The following is a 16718-nucleotide window of genomic DNA, read 5'->3' on the forward strand; positions in this document are numbered from 1 at the left end:
TGTCGGGATAAAGACTTCTTCACCATCGGAAATCAGATCAATTTCGACTTCTTTTCCTGACACGTACTGATCAATTAAAATGGGGTACGGCATGCTGTCTTCTCCGTCCAGCAGCTGAGAAAGCGCAGCTTCCGATTCAACGATGATCATGCCCATTCCGCCAATGACATAAGAAGGACGGATTAATACAGGATAGCCGATGCCGTTTGCTTTCTCTGCAGCCTCTTCTTTTGTATAGGCAATTTCTCCTTTAGCGTGCTGCAATCCGAGTTCATCAAGAAGCTGATAAAATTGATCGCGATCCTCTAACACGTCAAGCGTTTCAAACGATGTGCCGAGAAGCGTGATTCCGGCTTTTTCGAGCGCTTCAGCAGCATTGATCGCGGTTTGGCCGCCGAACTGCACGATCGCAAAGTCAATGTTTTCCTGCTCCGCCACGTTTAATATGTGCTCCGTTGTCAGCGGTTCAAAATACAGGCGGTCCGCAATTTCATAATCTGTGCTCACGGTTTCCGGGTTGTTATTAATCATAATCGTTTCGAATCCAAGCTTTTGCAGCGTTAACACCCCATGAACAGCACTGTAATCGAATTCAACGCCCTGCCCGATGCGAATCGGTCCTGAGCCGATAATCAGCGCGCGCTTTTTCTCTTTGCGGCTGATGTCTCCATCGGTTTCTCCGAAATACGTGGAGTAAAAATAGTTGGTTTTCGCATCAAACTCAGCTGCGCAAGTATCAACAATTTTGAAGGAAGGCGTAATCCCCTTCTCTTTGCGAAGAGCGCGCACCTCTGCCTCTGTCTTGCCGATAAGTGAGGCAATCGTTGCGTCTGAAAACCCTTTTTCCTTTGCCTTTTTCAATAAATCAAAAGAAAGGTCGCTCCCCGCTTCCATGATCTGATTTTCCAGCTTGATGATATTGTTAAAGGTGTGAAGGAAAAACGGGTCGATTTTTGTTTTTGCATGGATTTCTTCTATTGATATGCTTCGGCTTAACAGCTCCATCACAACGAAAAATCTTCGATCGTCAGGTGTGATTGCCAGCTCCCAGAGCGCTTCAATTGATAAGCCGCCGAGCTCCGGCAGATGCGTGCCGACGTTTTTCAGCTCAAGAGAGGCTGCCGCCTTTTGGAGCGCCGCTTCTACATTACGTTCAATCGCCATCACTTCTCCGGTGGCTTTCATTTTTGTGCCGAGCTTGCGATCCGCGTTTTTGAATTTATCAAACGGCCAGCGCGGAAACTTGACGATGACATAGTCCAATGCCGGTTCGAAGCTCGCATAAGTGGAGCCTGTAAGCGGGTTTTTTAATTCGTCAAGCGTGTATCCGACCGCCAATTTCGCAGCCATTTTCGCAATGGGATAACCTGTTGCTTTTGACGCGAGAGCAGATGAACGGCTCACACGCGGATTCACTTCAATGACGTAGTATTGCTTGCTGAACGGATCAAGCGCAAACTGAATGTTGCACCCGCCTACGACATCAAGTGCCGAAATGATCGTCAGACTTGCCGTCCGGAGCATTTGATAGTCTTCATCAGTTAATGTTTGTGAAGGCGCCACTACGATCGAATCGCCTGTATGCACACCGACCGGATCGATGTTTTCCATATTACAGACGGTAATGCATGTGTTGTTGCTGTCGCGCATCACTTCATATTCAATTTCTTTAAAGCCGGCAATGCTCTTTTCTACCAGGCATTGATTGATCGGGCTAGCCAGGAGCGCTTGCTTGATCATGGCGGCAAATGCTTCTTTCGTGGGCGCGATGCCCCCGCCTTTTCCGCCTAAAGTGTAAGCAGGCCGGATAATGACAGGAAAGCCGATGGATTCCGCAAAACGAAGGGCATCTGTTTCGTTATCGACAATTTCGCTTTCTGGAACTGGCTGATTCAGCTCGTTCATTAAAGAACGAAATTTTTCCCGGTCCTCTCCTTTTTGTATTGTATCAACGGATGTACCCAGAAGTTTGACGCCGTGCGCCTTTAAAATACCCGCTTCTTCAAGTTCAACCGCAAGATTCAGTGCAGTCTGCCCGCCTAAATTGGCCAGAAGTCCGTCGGGCTTTTCTTTCTTAATAATGTCTGTCAGGCTTTCTACCGTCAGCGGTTCAAAATAAATGTCATCCGCGAAAGCTTCATCGGTCATAATTGTTGCTGGGTTGTTGTTGACGAGAATAACCCGATAGCCTTCTTCCTTGAGCGCGATGCAACCTTGAGTGCCTGAATAATCAAATTCTGCCGCCTGGCCGATGATGATCGGGCCTGAGCCGATTACTAATATGCTTGAAATACTGGTGTCTTTAGGCATGGGCGATTTCTCTCCTTGCTGGTATCACATTCTTTAAATAATCATCAAAAATCCATTCGCTTTCCGCCGGCCCGGGATGGGCTTCCGGGTGGAATTGCACACTCATGACAGGTAGCTTTTTATGGGAAAGCCCTTCAACTGACGTGTCATTGACATGGTGGAATCTAATCGTCAGCTCTTCTTGATTAATGGATTTTTCATCAACCACATAGCTGTGATTTTGGCTGGTCATGAACACCCGCTTCGTTTCACGGTCGATGACCGGATGGTTTGCGCCCCTGTGTCCGAACGGCAGCTTAAACGTATTTCCGCCGAAAGCGAGCGCAATCAGCTGGTGGCCGAGACATATGCCGAGTGTCGGAAAGCGGCTGACAATGTTTTTGATTTGTTCCATATACAGTGTAATGGCTTTCGGATCTCCGGGTCCGTTGGATAACACGACACCGTCGGGCTTTATGCCGTAAACCGATTCCATTTGCTGATACGGTATAACAGTGACCTTGCAGCCTCGTTTCACGAGGGATGATGCAATTGATTTTTTATAGCCAAAGTCAATGAGAGCAATATGTTTATTTCCTTCACCGATTGTGCTGATGTCCTGTGCGGTCGCCTGTTCTGCGACGTTCTCAGGCTGCAGGGCAATCTCAGCCGCTTCTTTAGAGGCAGTGACAGACGCCCCCATCGTTCCGTTCGCGCGGATTTTTTTGACGACAGCCCTCGTATCGACATGGGACAAGAGCGGGATGTTCCATTTTTTCAGATATTCCTTAAGACTGTATACCGCTTCATGATGAGAAAAATGATCGCATGCCTCGTAAACAACCGCTGCTTTCACTTGCGGTTTTTTGCTTTCAAAGTCGTTTTCATTAATGCCGTAGTTGCCGATCAGCGGGTACGTAAATACGATAATCTGTCCTTTGTATGACGGGTCTGTCAGCACTTCCTGATAACCCGTCATTCCTGTGAAAAACACAGCTTCGCCCGTGCAGTTTTCATGTCCGTCCAGTTCTCCGCTGAACACTGTTCCATCTTCTAATACTAAATAACCTTCCATCTAAAAGCCCACCTCTTGATGAATAATTAATTATAAAAATGAATTTTTATGCTTTTACATCGAAAAAAAATTACAGATTGACAGCGGAATGCTGAGCAATCGCTTGTTTCAGCTTGCTGACGGCTTCTGTTATTTCATCCTTTGTCACGGTGAGCGGCGGCAGCAGACGAATCACGTTCGGTCCGGCCGGCAGTACGAGCAAGCCTAATGTCTGCAATTCAGCAATGATGTCTGCAACCGGCCCATCACACTCAATTCCAAGCATTAATCCTTTGCCGCGGATTTGCTTCACAAAAGGACTCTTCAGTTCAGCCTCCAGCTGTTCTTTCAAAAACGCACCCTTATCAGCAGCCTCTTGCAGAAAGTCAGGCTGGAATACAACCTGCAATGTTGCATTGACGGCGGCCATCGCCAGCATATTCCCTCCGAAAGTCGTTCCGTGAGACCCAGGAGTAAACGCTGCTCCCAGCTCTTTCTTTCCGATTACCGCACCGACTGGAAAGCCGTTCCCCAATCCTTTTGCAGCTGTGATGATATCAGGTGAGAGGCCGAAGTGTTCGTATGCGAAGCCCTTTCCCGTCCGTCCAATGCCGGTCTGAATTTCATCTACGATCAGAAGCGCCTGCTTTTCCTTGCAAAACGACTGTACGGCTGTTAAAAATTCTGCACTGGCCGGATTGACTCCGCCTTCTCCCTGTACGGTCTCAAGCATTACCGCGGCTATGCCGTCTTCCTCCCCAAGAGCATTAAAAGCGGCAGGATCATTGTACGGGAGGTAATGAAAGCCTTCCAGCATCGGGCCGAAGCCTGTTTTGATTTTATCCTGTCCGGTAGCTGCCATCCCTGCATAGGTGCGGCCGTGGAATGATTGAAGAAATGTGATGATTTTCGTTTTTTCAGTTGCTTTTCGCGCCAGCTTAATCGCGCCTTCATTCGCTTCCGCTCCGCTGTTGCAGAAAAAAACGAGATCTCCGGCACTGTTTGCTGCTAACTGCTGTGCCGCTTGCTCCTGAAGACTGTTTTCAAACAGATTGGATACGTGCCATACGCTGTCGAGCTGTTTTTTGACCGCTTCTGTGACCGCTTCATGGCAGTGACCTAGGTTGGAAACCGCAATCCCTTGAATGAAATCGAGGTATGTTTTGCCGCTTTGATCCTCAACGCAAGTTCCCTTCGCTTTCTTTATCTCAATGTTCCACCGTCCGTAGGTTTGAAACAAGCTGCTCATGAAACAGCCTCCTTTGCTTTGACGATTTTTGTTCCTTGAAATGTTTGATTTGAGAAAAACGATCCTTTTCCATTTACGATCATCACTTCTGATACCTGGTCCGATAATGCTGATAAGGCTGAATTGACCTTTGGTATCATCCCGCCTGTGATCACTTCCTGTTTAATGAGAGTCTGAATTTCCTCAGGGGTCAGGATGTCGAGACGCTGTTTTTCCTTCATAATTCCTTCCACGTCTGTGACGAACATCAGCTTATCGGCTTTCAGCGCCCCGGCGACTGCCGAAGCTGCAAGATCAGCATTGACATTCAGTGTTTTGTAATCGCTCGTCAAAGACAGGGGCGCAATTACCGGAATGATGCCTTCATCCATCAGCGCGTTTACCATAGAGGCATTAACTTTTTTAATTTCTCCGACTTCCCCGTATGTGTCCGGATCAAGATAGTCTGCTTCGAGAAGGCCTCCATCCTTGCCGGACACTCCCGCAGCCCGGAGCCCGTGTTTTGCAAGCTCGGCAACGAAAAATTTATTCACTGAGCCGGACAGTACCATTTCAGCGACTTCCAATACCGGTTTGGTTGTTTTCCGCTGTCCGCCTGCAAATTCTGTTTTGATGTTTAACCGTTTCAGCATATGTGTGATTTCCGGTCCGCCGCCGTGCACGATTGCCAATTTCCATCCTGATTCCATCAATTCTTTCAGGTTTTGAAAAAATTCTTCCGACAGCTCACGGATGACACTTCCCCCGCATTTAAAAACGATTGTTTTCTTCATTGTGCTCCCCTTTATTACGTGCGATAGCTCGCATTAATTTTGATATAATCATAGGTCAGATCACAGCCCCATGCTCTTCCGTTCCCGTCTCCTTCATGCATCTTGATGACAATGGCAATCTCGTCTCCTTCGAGATATTCTTTCGCGAGAGATTCAGAGAATGGCTGAGGCTCGTTGTTTTTAAACAGGCATTGGCCCCCGAGATAAACCTCTACTTCTTCAGCCTTCACCTGAGCCGCGCTGTGCCCGATAGCCCCGATAATGCGCCCCCAGTTCGCGTCTGTTCCGTATACAGCGGTTTTTACGAGGTTCGACCCGACAATTTTCTTGGCAATTACGTTTGCATCAAGATTGTTTTTCGCCCCTTTTACTTGGGCTTCGATTAGTTTTGTCGCGCCTTCTCCGTCTCTGGCAATCTCCTTAGCCAAATCTTCGCAAGCCATAAGAAGCGCTTTTTTAAAGAGCGGCCAGTCTTTATGCTCTTCCGTAAGGCACTCATTTTCCGCGCAGCCATTTGCCATGACCAATACCATGTCATTGGTGGAGGTTTCTCCGTCAACTGTAATTTGATTAAAAGAGACGTCAGTGATGTCGCGGAGCGCTTTTTGCAGCGTTTTTTCTTCGATTGCCGCGTCTGTTGTCACAAACCCCAGCATCGTTGCCATGTTTGGGTGAATCATTCCGGAGCCTTTAGCCGCTCCGCCGATGGTGACTTTTTGACCGCCGATTGTCAGTTCATAGCACGTTTGCTTGATGACGGTATCTGTCGTTAAAATCGCTTCCTCGAAATCTCCAGATCCCGCAGGCGTTTCTTTCAAAAGCTCGATGCCGGCCTGAATGTTTTCCATATTTAAATGTTCGCCGATGACACCAGTTGAAGAAACGGCGACAAGCTCCGGCTCAATGCCCAGCTGTAAAGCAAGGCTCTCCCGCATTTTGTATGCATCCTCTAAGCCCTGTTCCCCTGTACAAGCATTGGCAATGGCGCTGTTGACAATGACTGCTTTCAGAGCTGATCCATGCTTTAAGCTGTCCTGTGTGACTTTAATCGGAGCCGCCTGAAAGTGGCTTTGCGTATAAACTGCCGCGCTCACTGCCGGTGTCTCGCTGATGATGACGCCAAGGTCTTTTTTCGAGTAGCGCAGCCCGCAATGCACGCCCTTTGCCTGAAATCCTTTTGGCGAGGATACATCGCCTTTTACTTTCACTATTTGATCTTCACTCAACTGAATCATGGTTCGATTCTCTCCTGTTCTATGGATAAATTGGTGTCATGGTAAGACCTGTCTCTTCGTTCCAGCCATTCATGATATTGAAATTTTGTACTGCCTGCCCAGCGGCACCCTTCATCAGATTATCAATTACCGATACGATCGTGACCCTGTTCGTTCTTTCGTCGAGGGTAACGGATACATCGCAGAAATTGCTGCCGAACACTTCCTTCGTTTGCGGGTAATGACCCTTTGGCCTCACTCTCACAAAATATGAATCTTGGTAAAATTCCGAATATAAATCGTGCAGATCTTCTGCAGATAGGTCAGATGTTAATTGCGTATACATTGTCGCCATGATTCCCCTTGTCATCGGAACCAAGTGAGCAGAAAATGTAATAGCCTTCAACTCTGGCTGCCATTCTTTTAACGTCTGTTCAATCTCAGGGGTGTGCTGATGTTCATTTACTTTATAAATTTTAAAATTGTCGTTAAGCTCAGAAAAATGGGTTCCCATGGATGCTTTCCTCCCCGCACCGGAAACGCCTGTTTTCGCATCAACGATAACGAACGATTCATCAAGCAGCTTTTTTTGAGCCAGAGGCGCGAGGCCTAGCAGTACAGCCGTCGGGAAACACCCCGGATTGGCGATGAGCTTCGCCTGCTGAATGTTCCTTTGATTCAGCTCCGAAAGACCGTAAACCGCCTCTTGAATTGTTTCTTTTGGTGCCGCTGTCCGTTTATACCACTTTTCATATACAGCAGGCTCTTGGATCCTCAGATCACCTGACAGATCAATAACCGAAATTCCCGCCTCTGCAAGCTGCGGAGTCAGTTCACTTGATACTCCCGGGGGCGCAGCAAGAAACATGACATCGATTTCCTGTTTGATTGTATTCATATCAATGGACTTCAGCTTCTGCTCAGCCAAGCCGGTTAGATGAGGATAAACATTACTATAGACCTTTCCTTCCCCGCTGGATGAATAAAGTATACATTCTTCTGCATGAGGATGATGTGTAAGAATCCTGACAAGTTCGGCGCCTCCATAACCCGTAGCGCCTACAATTCCTATTTTCAAAACGAATTCACCTTCTTGGTCTTTGTGAAATTATTTAACATTATAACATGAATAAAAATTAATTCAATCGTATATTTAATATTTTTATTCATTTATAAATTTTCTGTTCAATAAAAAAACCGACTCTTAAAAAGCAGGCAGAAACCGCTTCAAGTTGTTGGTCCGGCGCCATTTGCAGCTGTATAAAAAAACAGGCTGACCGTGTCAGCCTGTTTTCATCATCATCAATCCGCTCAGAAAATATAGAATAGAGCTTGTATAAAAAATCATTTGCACCGTAAAAAAGTCGGCGAGAAAACCGCCGAGCATAATGGCAGCCGCTGAAAAAACAGCGGTCCAAAAATGATAATTCCCAATCTTTTTTCCGCGTTCCCCGGTGTCTGTAAAGTCGGCGATTAATACTTTTTCTCCGTGTTTTTGCATCGCCCCAAAGAGACCTAACAGCACTTGCACGAAGTACACTTGAAGAACGCTGTTAACATGCGGGACATACAAAAGCAGAACCGCCATGCCCCATGAGTTCGCAAGCAGATAATAGCGGCTGTCGATCCTTTCAGAAAGCCGGCCGAGGAGCGGGTAAATGAGCGCTCCGCTCAGTCCGAATAATCCGTAGGAAAACCCGAACTGCGTGTAGCTTGAGCCGATATTCTTCACAAACAGAATATAAAACGGAAAGATTAAACTGCTTGCGAAAAACACGCTGCTTTGTGAAAGTGTCAGCCATTTTAATTTGTTTTTCCCCATTATTTATACCTCTGATAAAAGTAATTCATAAACCGCTCATCCGGATCATACGTCTTTTTTTTCTGAAAAAACGCTTCGCTTTTCGGATACGCCTGTCTCATTTGCGCTTTTGTCTGATATGTCATATACGGCAGATAATAGCTTCCTCGGTGTTTGAGCGCAACGTCTGTCATGCGCCTGATGATCCTGGCAGCGTCAGCCTGGTCTTCTTTTGAAAAGCCCTCGTTGATTAAAAGCACGAGCGAAAACATATCATCCTTCGCATAAGACAGGTCAGCTTTTTCGTTTTTTTGCACATACCGGATCGTGATATTAAGCAGATTCAGGTCTTCGTGTGACAGCGTTTGTCTCAGGTCATCAATATAGGAAGCGTACTCCTTCACCGGCACAAAGTATTCCTGCAGCACGTCTGTATTTTCATTGTTTTCGTATTCGAGAAATTTTGATTCTGACCGCATGACATTATTGCGTGAGATCTTTGTTCCATTTTGGCTTAGAAAATAGGATTGCTGGGTATTCCACAGCCAGTTTCTGCCCCACCCGTACCTTCTTGACAGGCCGAGCGCGAATTTCGTCACCTGTGTATGCTCATCCTCTTTGAGATCGCTGTAAGATGTCAGCTGATCCTGCTCGTCTGATAATACGTAATTTGTGACATACATGTCTTTTAGAAATCCCTTTTCTGCTGTTGAGATGCGAGCGAGGTGCATGCGGACACCGGGATTGCCTTTGACATGCTTTGTAAAATAGTCAGCGTATGTGCTGTAGTTCATTTTTTCCGTCTGCATGACGTACAGCTCGTCATCCGTTAATTCAAGCTCAGCATCGAGAATCACGCCAAAAAGACCGTACCCGCCGATGACTGCTGAAAATAAGTCATCTTTTGGAGTGACAGTGACAATTGTGCCGTCGGCTTTTAAAAGACGGAATGAGTTGACTGTATCAATCAGCGATCCATAGCGGATATCACGCCCGTGGGCATTGGCGCTGAGAGATCCTCCGATTGTAAAAATATTTTGTGACTGCATGACTTTTACCGCAAGCCCATATGGATTTACGTATTTCTGTATGTCATTCCACGTCGCCCCGCTTTGGACCCTGATGGTTTTTTTCTCTTTATCGAAAGCGAGGATATTGTTGTAGCCTGTCATGTCGAGAACGATGCCGTCCTCGTAATATGTATGGCCGCCCATCGAATGCTGGGTTCCGGCTATTGAGATTTTTATGTTTTTTCGATTGGCCTCTTTGACTGTGTCAATGAGGTTATTTTCTTCCTGCCCTTTCACCGTCTGCTTAATTTTCACCGGCATCAAGCGGCTGACATCGGTCATCTCGCTGGAGCCGCTTTTTTGCTCTGAGTGAACAGAGTACGCAAACAGGGCCGCATACGCACCGGTGCACAGCGCGAATGCAAGCAATTTCTTTTTCATGGCGCTCTCCCTGCTGTTTTTTATGGCCATTATACCATGTTTGCGTCCTCTTTTTTCCAGATTATCGTCTTGCCCGTTTTTCAGCGCGGCGGTCAGCCACGATAAAACAAGCGTGAATGGCGCCCGGCAGCCAAAAGATGCATGTCAATATGAGATTGAGCAGGGCCTGAAACGGCTTTCCCGTAAACAAAACAGCAAGCGGCGGACATAGAACGGCAAGCAGGTACATCATTTTGCTTCACTCCTTTTCAGCTGTAAAAAGGACAGCCTCACAGTAAGGCTGTCCTCTTTTGTTTTATTGTATGCCAAGCGCGATTTTTGCATATCTTGACATTTTGTCCCGAGTCCACGGCGGATTCCATACAATGTGAACTTCCGTCTCTTTCACTTCCGGAATGTCCGCAAGCGCTTTTTTCACTTCATCCACAATAATCGGCGCTAAAGGGCATCCCATTGACGTCAGTGTCATTGTGACGTGCGTTAAGCCGTCTTCATCCATATCAACATCGTATACTAACCCGAGGTTTACGATATCAACGCCAAGCTCAGGGTCGACAACCTGTTCCAGGGCGCCCATAATGTTTTCTTTTAATGCTTCTTCCACGTTCCCTCACTCCTTTTTTCTACAGTATAACGTAAATCCGGCCTGTGTTTACACCTTTGTGCTTTATAAATGCGTTTCAAACCATTCAACGGTTTTTAACACAGCGGCCCGCGGCACTTTGTGATCGGCTCTTTCATCCGCAATGAACTGGAGATGTTCCGGCTGCTCGCTGTAATAAGATTTAATCGTGTCATAAAATTTCCGGGTCGGCGCGTAAGGCACGACTTGATCTTTAACACCATGCCAAAATAAAAGCGGGCGCTGGCGAAGTTTCTCCGGCTGAAGGCTGAGATCCAGCACTTTAAGGCGCTCCATGAGCTCCCGCACCCTTTCCTCCGGCACATCGATATCAATGCCCTGAGATTTGATGTGGTCGATCTGCTGCTGAAACAGCTCGACATAATTCGGGCTTCCCATCAGGCTGACGCCGGCTTGTACCCAGTCATAAACCGTTAAGGCGCCAAGCGTTGTAATGCCGCCCATTGATGTACCCGCAAGCCCGATACGGCCGCCTTCTATCAGGCCTTCCTTCTCAAAATGGTTCTTGAGTACTTCAAGCTCTTCAATCTCGTTTAGCACGATGTCCCAGAAATGGCCGGCCAGCTTTTCAACAGCCATTTGCTCTCCCCGTTCACCATGGTGCAGGGCCTCCGGCAGAACGGCTCTAAAGCCCTTCTCCGCAAGCAGATAAGCAATATGAAGGTTGTGTTCCTTTGCGCTTGCAAAGCCATGTATAAAGAAAACAAGAGGAACAGCACGGTGCCGGTTCTCTTCTTTTACAATATGTAAAAACGGAATGCCGGAAACGGTCTGATTTTCAATTTGAATCACAATGTCCCCTCCTTAGGATAACCATAATCATAAGTGTAACATGTAGACAATAAAGATGGTAAAAAGCTACACTGTCATTAAGGCAACTCGCGTAAAATCTTAGGTTAAAGGAGCTTTTCATGGAGACAAAACCCTATGTAATCGCATTAGATTTAGATGGAACATTATTAAAGGACGATAAAACAATATCAGAAAACACCCTTCAAACGATACAGCGCCTAAAAAATGATGGACATTACGTCTGCATCTCCACCGGCCGGCCGTACCGTTCAAGTTCCATGTACTATGAGCAGATGAATCTGACAACGCCGATCGTCAATTTCAATGGAGCGTTTGTCCACCATCCGCAAGATGACAGCTGGGGACGGTATCATACCTCACTGCCGCTTCAAGTTGTCAAACAGCTTGTGGATATCAGCGAGACCTACAACGTACATAATATACTTGCTGAAGTCATCGATGATGTGTACTTCCATTATCATGATGAGCATCTGATTGACGCCTTTAACATGAACACAACAAATGTCACCGTCGGCGATTTGCGCGAAAATCTCGGTGAGGATGTCACCTCAGTGCTCATCCATGCGAAAGAGGAAGATGTGCCAGAGATACGCGCTTATCTAACAAATGTGCACGCCGAGGTGATTGATCACAGAAGATGGGCAGCCCCGTGGCATGTGATTGAGATTATTAAAAGCGGCATGAACAAAGCGATTGGCTTGCAGAAAATCAGCGATTACTACGGTGTGCCGCGAGAACGGATCATCGCTTTTGGTGATGAAGATAACGACTTGGAAATGCTTGAATTTGCTGGATGCGGCGTCGCCATGGGAAATGGAATTGACGCAGTCAAGCAGATCGCTGACAAAACGACGGGTTCCAATGAAGAGGATGGGGTCGCCCAATTTTTGAAAGAATATTTCTCAATATAAAGAGCGGAGTGTTTTAATTTTTCCCACTTATAAACCTTTACCCGCCCCAGCATACTATGGGAGACGACTCATCTCGTCAAAGTATGGAAGGGGGCAGTCTCACAATGGGTAAACGAAGCAAATCCAAAAGGTTTATTCAGCAGGGTAAAGACTCCATCGGGCTACACGCCGCAAGATTTCCATATCGGTCTACATTAGAAGAAGCTCACCAGCATGCTGCGGCACGAGATTCGGCCGAAAGACAGGTTGAATATTAAATGAGAAACGAACTCTTTCAGCAGGCGAAATCATTTGTTCAACAGGCAGTCATGGTGACAAACGGCTTTGAGGAAGGCGATCAGGAGCAAGCGATTCTGAGGGCCAAAAATGCTGTGTCTTCTGCGTATGCCAATTCGACAGATGCGGAACGTCAACAGCTTCATCAATTTCAAGATCAACTGGATAAATTGCAATAAAAAAGGGCTATGGCGATTCGCCATAGCCTCTTATTTGACCTCAAACTGCTGTACAGCCTGGACCTGCTTAAGATTCTCCGCTCTGCCCTTAAACGTCACCTTCACCTCATATGTCCCCGGCTCCGGTACTTCCTTCCATTCATCAGAGAAATCATATGTTTCTCCCGATTCAAGCGTCAGGTTTTGAAAAGCCTGTGTAAACATTTTGTCTTTCGAATAACGGTATCTTTCTTTGTGATCTGAATCGTACACGACAAGTTCAAATTTTTGTCCCGTGCTGAATTGAAACTCCACACTGCGTTCGCTTTGGTTCTTCAGTGACATGTTAAACTTGATTTGTTCAGGCTCCTGAATTGCTTCAACAGATAAAACAACCTCTTGATTCTCCATTCCGCCTGATACCTCCTTATCGGGTTCTGTCTGCTCATTTTTCCCGCAGCCTATTAATAGCACCACAGGCAAGAGCATCACAAGCAGCCGTTTCACGACTTCCACCTGCTTTCGTCAGTCTTTTCTAAAGAAACCAAAAATCCCGGTCGTTTGGACAATGTTTGTAAATGCTTTCGGGTCCACTTCTTTTACGATTTTTTCTAAATCGTACAATTCATACCTCGTGATGACGATAATCATCATTTCTTTCTGCTCGTTTGTAAAAGCTCCTTTGGCTGGGACAGTCGTTATGCCCCGCACCATTTTTCCATAAATGGCTTCTTTGATTTCGTCCGCTTTTTTCGTCACAATCATTGCTGTCAGCTTCATGTGCCGGGTATGAATCGCGTCGATCACCCTCGTTGTCACATACAAAGTAACAAGGGTATATAAAGCTTTCTCCCAACCTTGCAATAATCCTGCCGTCAGAATGATAATCCCGTTCAGAATAAAGAAATACGTGCCGACGGGTTTATCCTTCCACTTGGCCAGCACCATAGCGACGATATCAAGGCCGCCTGTCGAAGCGCCGTACTTTAATGTTAAACCGATTCCGACCGCGGAAATCACGCCGCCGAATACCGCGTTCAGCAGGATGTCATGAGACAGTCTCATTTCAGGCAGGATTCCCATAAACAATGTGGTCAGTGCGACACTCAAAATGCTGTACACCGTAAACGATCTGCCGACCTTCAGCCATCCTAAAATACCGACCGGAATATTTAAGAGGAACAAGAGCGTTCCCGTCGATATGTAGAAAGGGGCATATTGGTCAACGACGCTTGATAAAAGCTGGGCGACACCTGTGAATCCGCTGGCATATACATCTGCCGGAATCAGAAATAAGTTCAGCCCGGCCGCATTAAGTAAAGCCCCGATGATGACGATGAGTAATTTTTTTGTTTGATCTAGTACCATGGCATGTTCCTCCGCTCATTCTTCTTTATTATGTTTTCCCTTAAAACAAATATTTGAACACGATTTTGACAAATTAATATGATATAGTTGGCTTAAATCACATGATGACGAGCGATAAACGGAAAGAAGGGAAGCAAAATGACAGTTCATCTCATCGCTGACAGCGCCGCTGATCTGCCTCGTTCTTATTTTGAGGAAAACGGCATTGGCTTTATCCCGCTTAGGGTTTCTCTCGGCGACAAAGAATATGAAGATGCAGTCACGATTCATTCGGAACAAATATTTGAAGCGATGCAAAATGGGGAAGCGCCAAAGACGTCCCAAGCCTCACCGCAAACAATTAAAAATGTATTTTTGCAATATGCCAAAACAGGAGAGCCCGCACTTTACATCGCTTTTTCCTCAGGACTCTCCGGCACCTATCAGACAGCCGTCATGATCGCCAATGAAGTGAAGGAAGAATTCCCCGATTTTGATTTGCGGGTGATTGATTCCAAATGCGCTTCATTAGGCTGCGGTCTGGCCGTCCGGCATGCACGCGAACTCTGTATCAACGGAAATACAATACAAGAAATTGAAACGTCTGTAAAGAGCTTTTGCGCACAGCTTGAGCACATTTTTACAGTCGATGATTTAACGTACCTCGCCCGGGGCGGCCGAATTTCAAAAACGTCCGCTTTTGTCGGCGGTCTGCTTAATATTAAACCGCTTCTTCATATGGAGGACGGCAAGCTTGTGCCTCTTGAAAAAATCCGCGGACAGAAAAAGCTGTTCAAACGGATTATTGAATTAATGAAAGAGCGAGGAGACAATTGGAGCGATCAAACCGTCGGGATCAGCTATGCCGCTAACGAAGGAACAGCCAATGAAATGAAACACTTGATCGAAGACGCGTTCAAGCCGAAAGACATCATCATGCACTCCATCGGCTCTGCTGTCGGATCCCATTCCGGGCCGGGCACACTGGCCATATTTTTTCTGGGTAGATCATAATAAAACAGCCAGGCTAAAAAAGCCCTGGCTGTTTTTTCATTTTTATTGAATTCCGACTGCGTCATATGCCTTTTCGACAGAAGCTGATTGCTTCGAGTCTTCACCGTATAAATCATTGGCAGCTTCGATTGCCGCTTGCTTCATCATGCTGAAGTCTGAAGAAGGCGTTACATAATATGTCAAAGCCCGGTAATAAATTTGCTCACAAGCTTCACGCCCGATCCCCTCAACCCGCACATCATGGTGCACGCCGCCTTCTGCGAGAAGATATGCCGCTTTATTGTGGATCGACGAATTAATATGCACCCCGCCGTAATCCTCTGTGCCCGTATAACGGTTTGAATAATGATCCGGATTTCCCTGCTTGGAAGGGTCCTCTAATGAACGTAAAGCATCCCCGCGTACATCCGGCGTATATACATCCTCGCCGATTTCCCAGTCATCCCGGTCTGTCATCACCGCCATAATATCAGAAATGGATTCGTTTAACGCGCCGGGTTCTCCCTGATATAAAAGGCCGGCGGAATACTGGGTGACCGCGTGTGTCATTTCATGCGCCACAATGTCGAGCGATCCGGACAGCGGCTTAAACCTAGCTCCGTCACCATCCCCGTACACCATCTGCACACCGTTCCACGCCGCATTGTTCCACTGTGTTCCCACATGTACGGTAGACGTAATTCTCGCGCCGTTTTGATCAAAAGAATGGCGGCCGAACGTGCGGCTGTAATAGTCGTAAACGGTTTGTGCGTTTGCATGGGCATCTACAGCCGCCGGGTCATGAAATACGGACGTGCCGCTGACCACTTCACTGCCTGTATACCCGATCAATTGAGACAAAAGGGTAAACAAGGTTTCGTTCAGGTTCTTTGCGTCAAAAGTATTTATCCCTTTTCCCCTTGTTTCGTCAGCCAAATAATAACGCCCATTCTGTTCAGTTACTTCAAAGCTTTTTTCTTCGCCTGATACGCCGATCCCTGTACCGGCTGCTTCATGAATGGCATTAAAAGAATCGATGACCTTTCCGCTTTTGGCATTGATGAAATAATGCCAATATCCAGGCTCAGGTTCAGACGTCGATAGTCTTACAAGGTAGGCAAGGTCATATGCGCCTTCGTGCGGATAAATATATAATTCGGCTTTCGGTTCCCCGTCAACATACTCGATTTTTCCAATGGAGGCCTCAAGCGCACGGCGCGCTGTATGTATGGCTTTTTTCTTAGATACAGACGGTGTGACAGATATGTCATTTATTTGCGGGTGCACCTTCCCGAAGAAACTTTTCACTTGTTTGTTTTCCTTCATCGCGACCGCCTGTCCAAAGCCGTAAACAGGAATCCCTTTATACACTTCCTCTAATTTAAAAAATGTTTGTTTTGTCTTTGAATCCTTTATTGTTTTTGAAATGCGAAAATGGCTGTTCGCGTTTCCTTTGAGCTTAAAATGCGTTTGTTGCTTGTCCAGATATGAAAATAGCGCTTCTTTCTGCGTTAGGTTTTGAGCTGGCTGCCATGATGGCTGTGATTTTTCGATGATGTATGAAGGGGTTTGATACGTATGGTCGTATTTGATGCTTTGATCTGCTGAGGCATTTGATGCAAAAATACATTGAGCCGCCGTGCATAAGCCGGCCATAAACAGAGATGTTTTGAACAGTGTACGCAAAACACCACATCCTTCCTGTTTTGGAATCTATTTTTTCGTTCATCCTAACAAAAAAACCGA

Annotated in this window: 18 protein-coding genes; 4 read left to right on the top strand and 14 right to left on the bottom strand. The window is 46.5% G+C overall.

What is annotated here, in order from left to right; genetic code table 11:
• The 11 genes from CJU60_RS09430 to CJU60_RS09480 all read right to left on the bottom strand — a co-directional run.
• Positions 1-2310: carbamoyl-phosphate synthase (glutamine-hydrolyzing) large subunit (locus CJU60_RS09430; RefSeq protein ID WP_095713634.1), on the bottom strand; the 2310-nt coding region annotated here is incomplete at its 3' end.
• A complete protein-coding gene (locus tag CJU60_RS09435) occupies positions 2303-3364 on the bottom strand; it encodes a carbamoyl phosphate synthase small subunit (RefSeq protein WP_095713635.1) in 1062 nt (353 codons plus the stop codon). The genes CJU60_RS09430 and CJU60_RS09435, both read right to left, overlap by 8 nt.
• 70 nt (positions 3365-3434) lie before the next feature.
• A complete protein-coding gene (locus tag CJU60_RS09440; protein ID WP_095713636.1) occupies positions 3435-4592 on the bottom strand; it encodes an acetylornithine transaminase in 1158 nt (385 codons plus the stop codon).
• Complete coding sequence (gene argB, locus CJU60_RS09445; RefSeq protein WP_024120896.1) at positions 4589-5365, bottom strand: acetylglutamate kinase; 777 nt, start codon at positions 5363-5365, stop codon at positions 4589-4591. The genes CJU60_RS09440 and argB overlap by 4 nt, the downstream gene beginning before the upstream one ends.
• A 14-nt stretch (positions 5366-5379) precedes the next feature.
• The gene (gene argJ, locus CJU60_RS09450; protein WP_024120895.1) at positions 5380-6600 is read right to left on the bottom strand and encodes a bifunctional ornithine acetyltransferase/N-acetylglutamate synthase; all 1221 of its coding nucleotides are present in this window, start codon (positions 6598-6600) and stop codon (positions 5380-5382) included.
• 19 nt (positions 6601-6619) lie between these two features.
• The gene (argC, locus tag CJU60_RS09455) at positions 6620-7657 is read right to left on the bottom strand and encodes an N-acetyl-gamma-glutamyl-phosphate reductase (RefSeq protein WP_095713637.1); all 1038 of its coding nucleotides are present in this window, start codon (positions 7655-7657) and stop codon (positions 6620-6622) included.
• Positions 7658-7861: 204 nt separating this feature from the next.
• The gene (locus CJU60_RS09460; protein WP_255238336.1) at positions 7862-8401 is read right to left on the bottom strand and encodes an MFS transporter; all 540 of its coding nucleotides are present in this window, start codon (positions 8399-8401) and stop codon (positions 7862-7864) included.
• Positions 8401-9831 carry an FAD-binding oxidoreductase gene (locus tag CJU60_RS09465; protein ID WP_095713638.1) on the bottom strand — a complete coding sequence of 477 codons (1431 nt, stop codon included), beginning with the start codon at positions 9829-9831 and terminating at the stop codon, positions 8401-8403. The genes CJU60_RS09460 and CJU60_RS09465 overlap by 1 nt, the downstream gene beginning before the upstream one ends.
• Before the next feature lie 61 nt (positions 9832-9892).
• Complete coding sequence (locus CJU60_RS09470) at positions 9893-10063, bottom strand: YqaE/Pmp3 family membrane protein (protein ID WP_003224527.1); 171 nt, start codon at positions 10061-10063, stop codon at positions 9893-9895.
• Between the two features lie 63 nt (positions 10064-10126).
• Positions 10127-10435: a metal-sulfur cluster assembly factor gene (locus CJU60_RS09475; RefSeq protein ID WP_003224525.1), complete on the bottom strand. Its 309-nt coding sequence runs from the start codon at positions 10433-10435 to the stop codon at positions 10127-10129.
• Positions 10436-10498: 63 nt separating this feature from the next.
• Positions 10499-11266, bottom strand: coding sequence for a prolyl oligopeptidase family serine peptidase (locus CJU60_RS09480; protein WP_024120892.1), 768 nt, complete (start codon positions 11264-11266; stop codon positions 10499-10501).
• A gap of 119 nt (positions 11267-11385) precedes the next feature.
• Here CJU60_RS09480 and CJU60_RS09485 point away from each other — a divergent pair, with 119 nt between their 5' ends.
• The 3 genes from CJU60_RS09485 to CJU60_RS09490 all read left to right on the top strand — a co-directional run bounded on the left by CJU60_RS09485 (position 11386) and on the right by CJU60_RS09490 (position 12653).
• Positions 11386-12198 (top strand): Cof-type HAD-IIB family hydrolase, encoded by an 813-nt coding sequence (locus CJU60_RS09485; RefSeq protein WP_095713639.1) that lies wholly within the window; start codon positions 11386-11388, stop codon positions 12196-12198.
• A 104-nt stretch (positions 12199-12302) separates the two neighbouring features.
• The gene (locus CJU60_RS21575) at positions 12303-12455 is read left to right on the top strand and encodes a hypothetical protein (protein WP_044156421.1); all 153 of its coding nucleotides are present in this window, start codon (positions 12303-12305) and stop codon (positions 12453-12455) included.
• On the top strand, positions 12456-12653 hold the full coding sequence (locus CJU60_RS09490; RefSeq protein WP_003224518.1) for a DUF3813 domain-containing protein: 198 nt from the start codon (positions 12456-12458) through the stop codon (positions 12651-12653).
• A 30-nt stretch (positions 12654-12683) separates the two neighbouring features.
• Here the strand turns inward: CJU60_RS09490 and CJU60_RS09495 are convergent, their stop codons facing one another.
• Together CJU60_RS09495 and CJU60_RS09500 are read right to left on the bottom strand one after the other, a co-directional pair.
• A complete protein-coding gene (locus tag CJU60_RS09495; RefSeq protein ID WP_044156423.1) occupies positions 12684-13139 on the bottom strand; it encodes a BsuPI-related putative proteinase inhibitor in 456 nt (151 codons plus the stop codon).
• Between the two features lie 18 nt (positions 13140-13157).
• A complete protein-coding gene (locus CJU60_RS09500; RefSeq protein ID WP_024120888.1) occupies positions 13158-14000 on the bottom strand; it encodes a YitT family protein in 843 nt (280 codons plus the stop codon).
• A 138-nt stretch (positions 14001-14138) separates the two neighbouring features.
• Between CJU60_RS09500 and CJU60_RS09505 the strand changes: the two genes are divergently transcribed.
• Complete coding sequence (locus tag CJU60_RS09505; RefSeq protein WP_095713640.1) at positions 14139-14993, top strand: DegV family protein; 855 nt, start codon at positions 14139-14141, stop codon at positions 14991-14993.
• A gap of 42 nt (positions 14994-15035) precedes the next feature.
• Here the strand turns inward: CJU60_RS09505 and CJU60_RS09510 are convergent, their stop codons facing one another.
• Positions 15036-16658 (bottom strand): M4 family metallopeptidase, encoded by a 1623-nt coding sequence (locus tag CJU60_RS09510; RefSeq protein ID WP_095713641.1) that lies wholly within the window; start codon positions 16656-16658, stop codon positions 15036-15038.
• Between the last annotated feature and the right edge of the window lie 60 nt (positions 16659-16718).

The organism is Bacillus sp. 7705b (assembly GCF_002289525.1).
In the GTDB taxonomy this organism is placed as follows: Bacteria; Bacillota; Bacilli; order Bacillales; family Bacillaceae; genus Bacillus; species Bacillus halotolerans.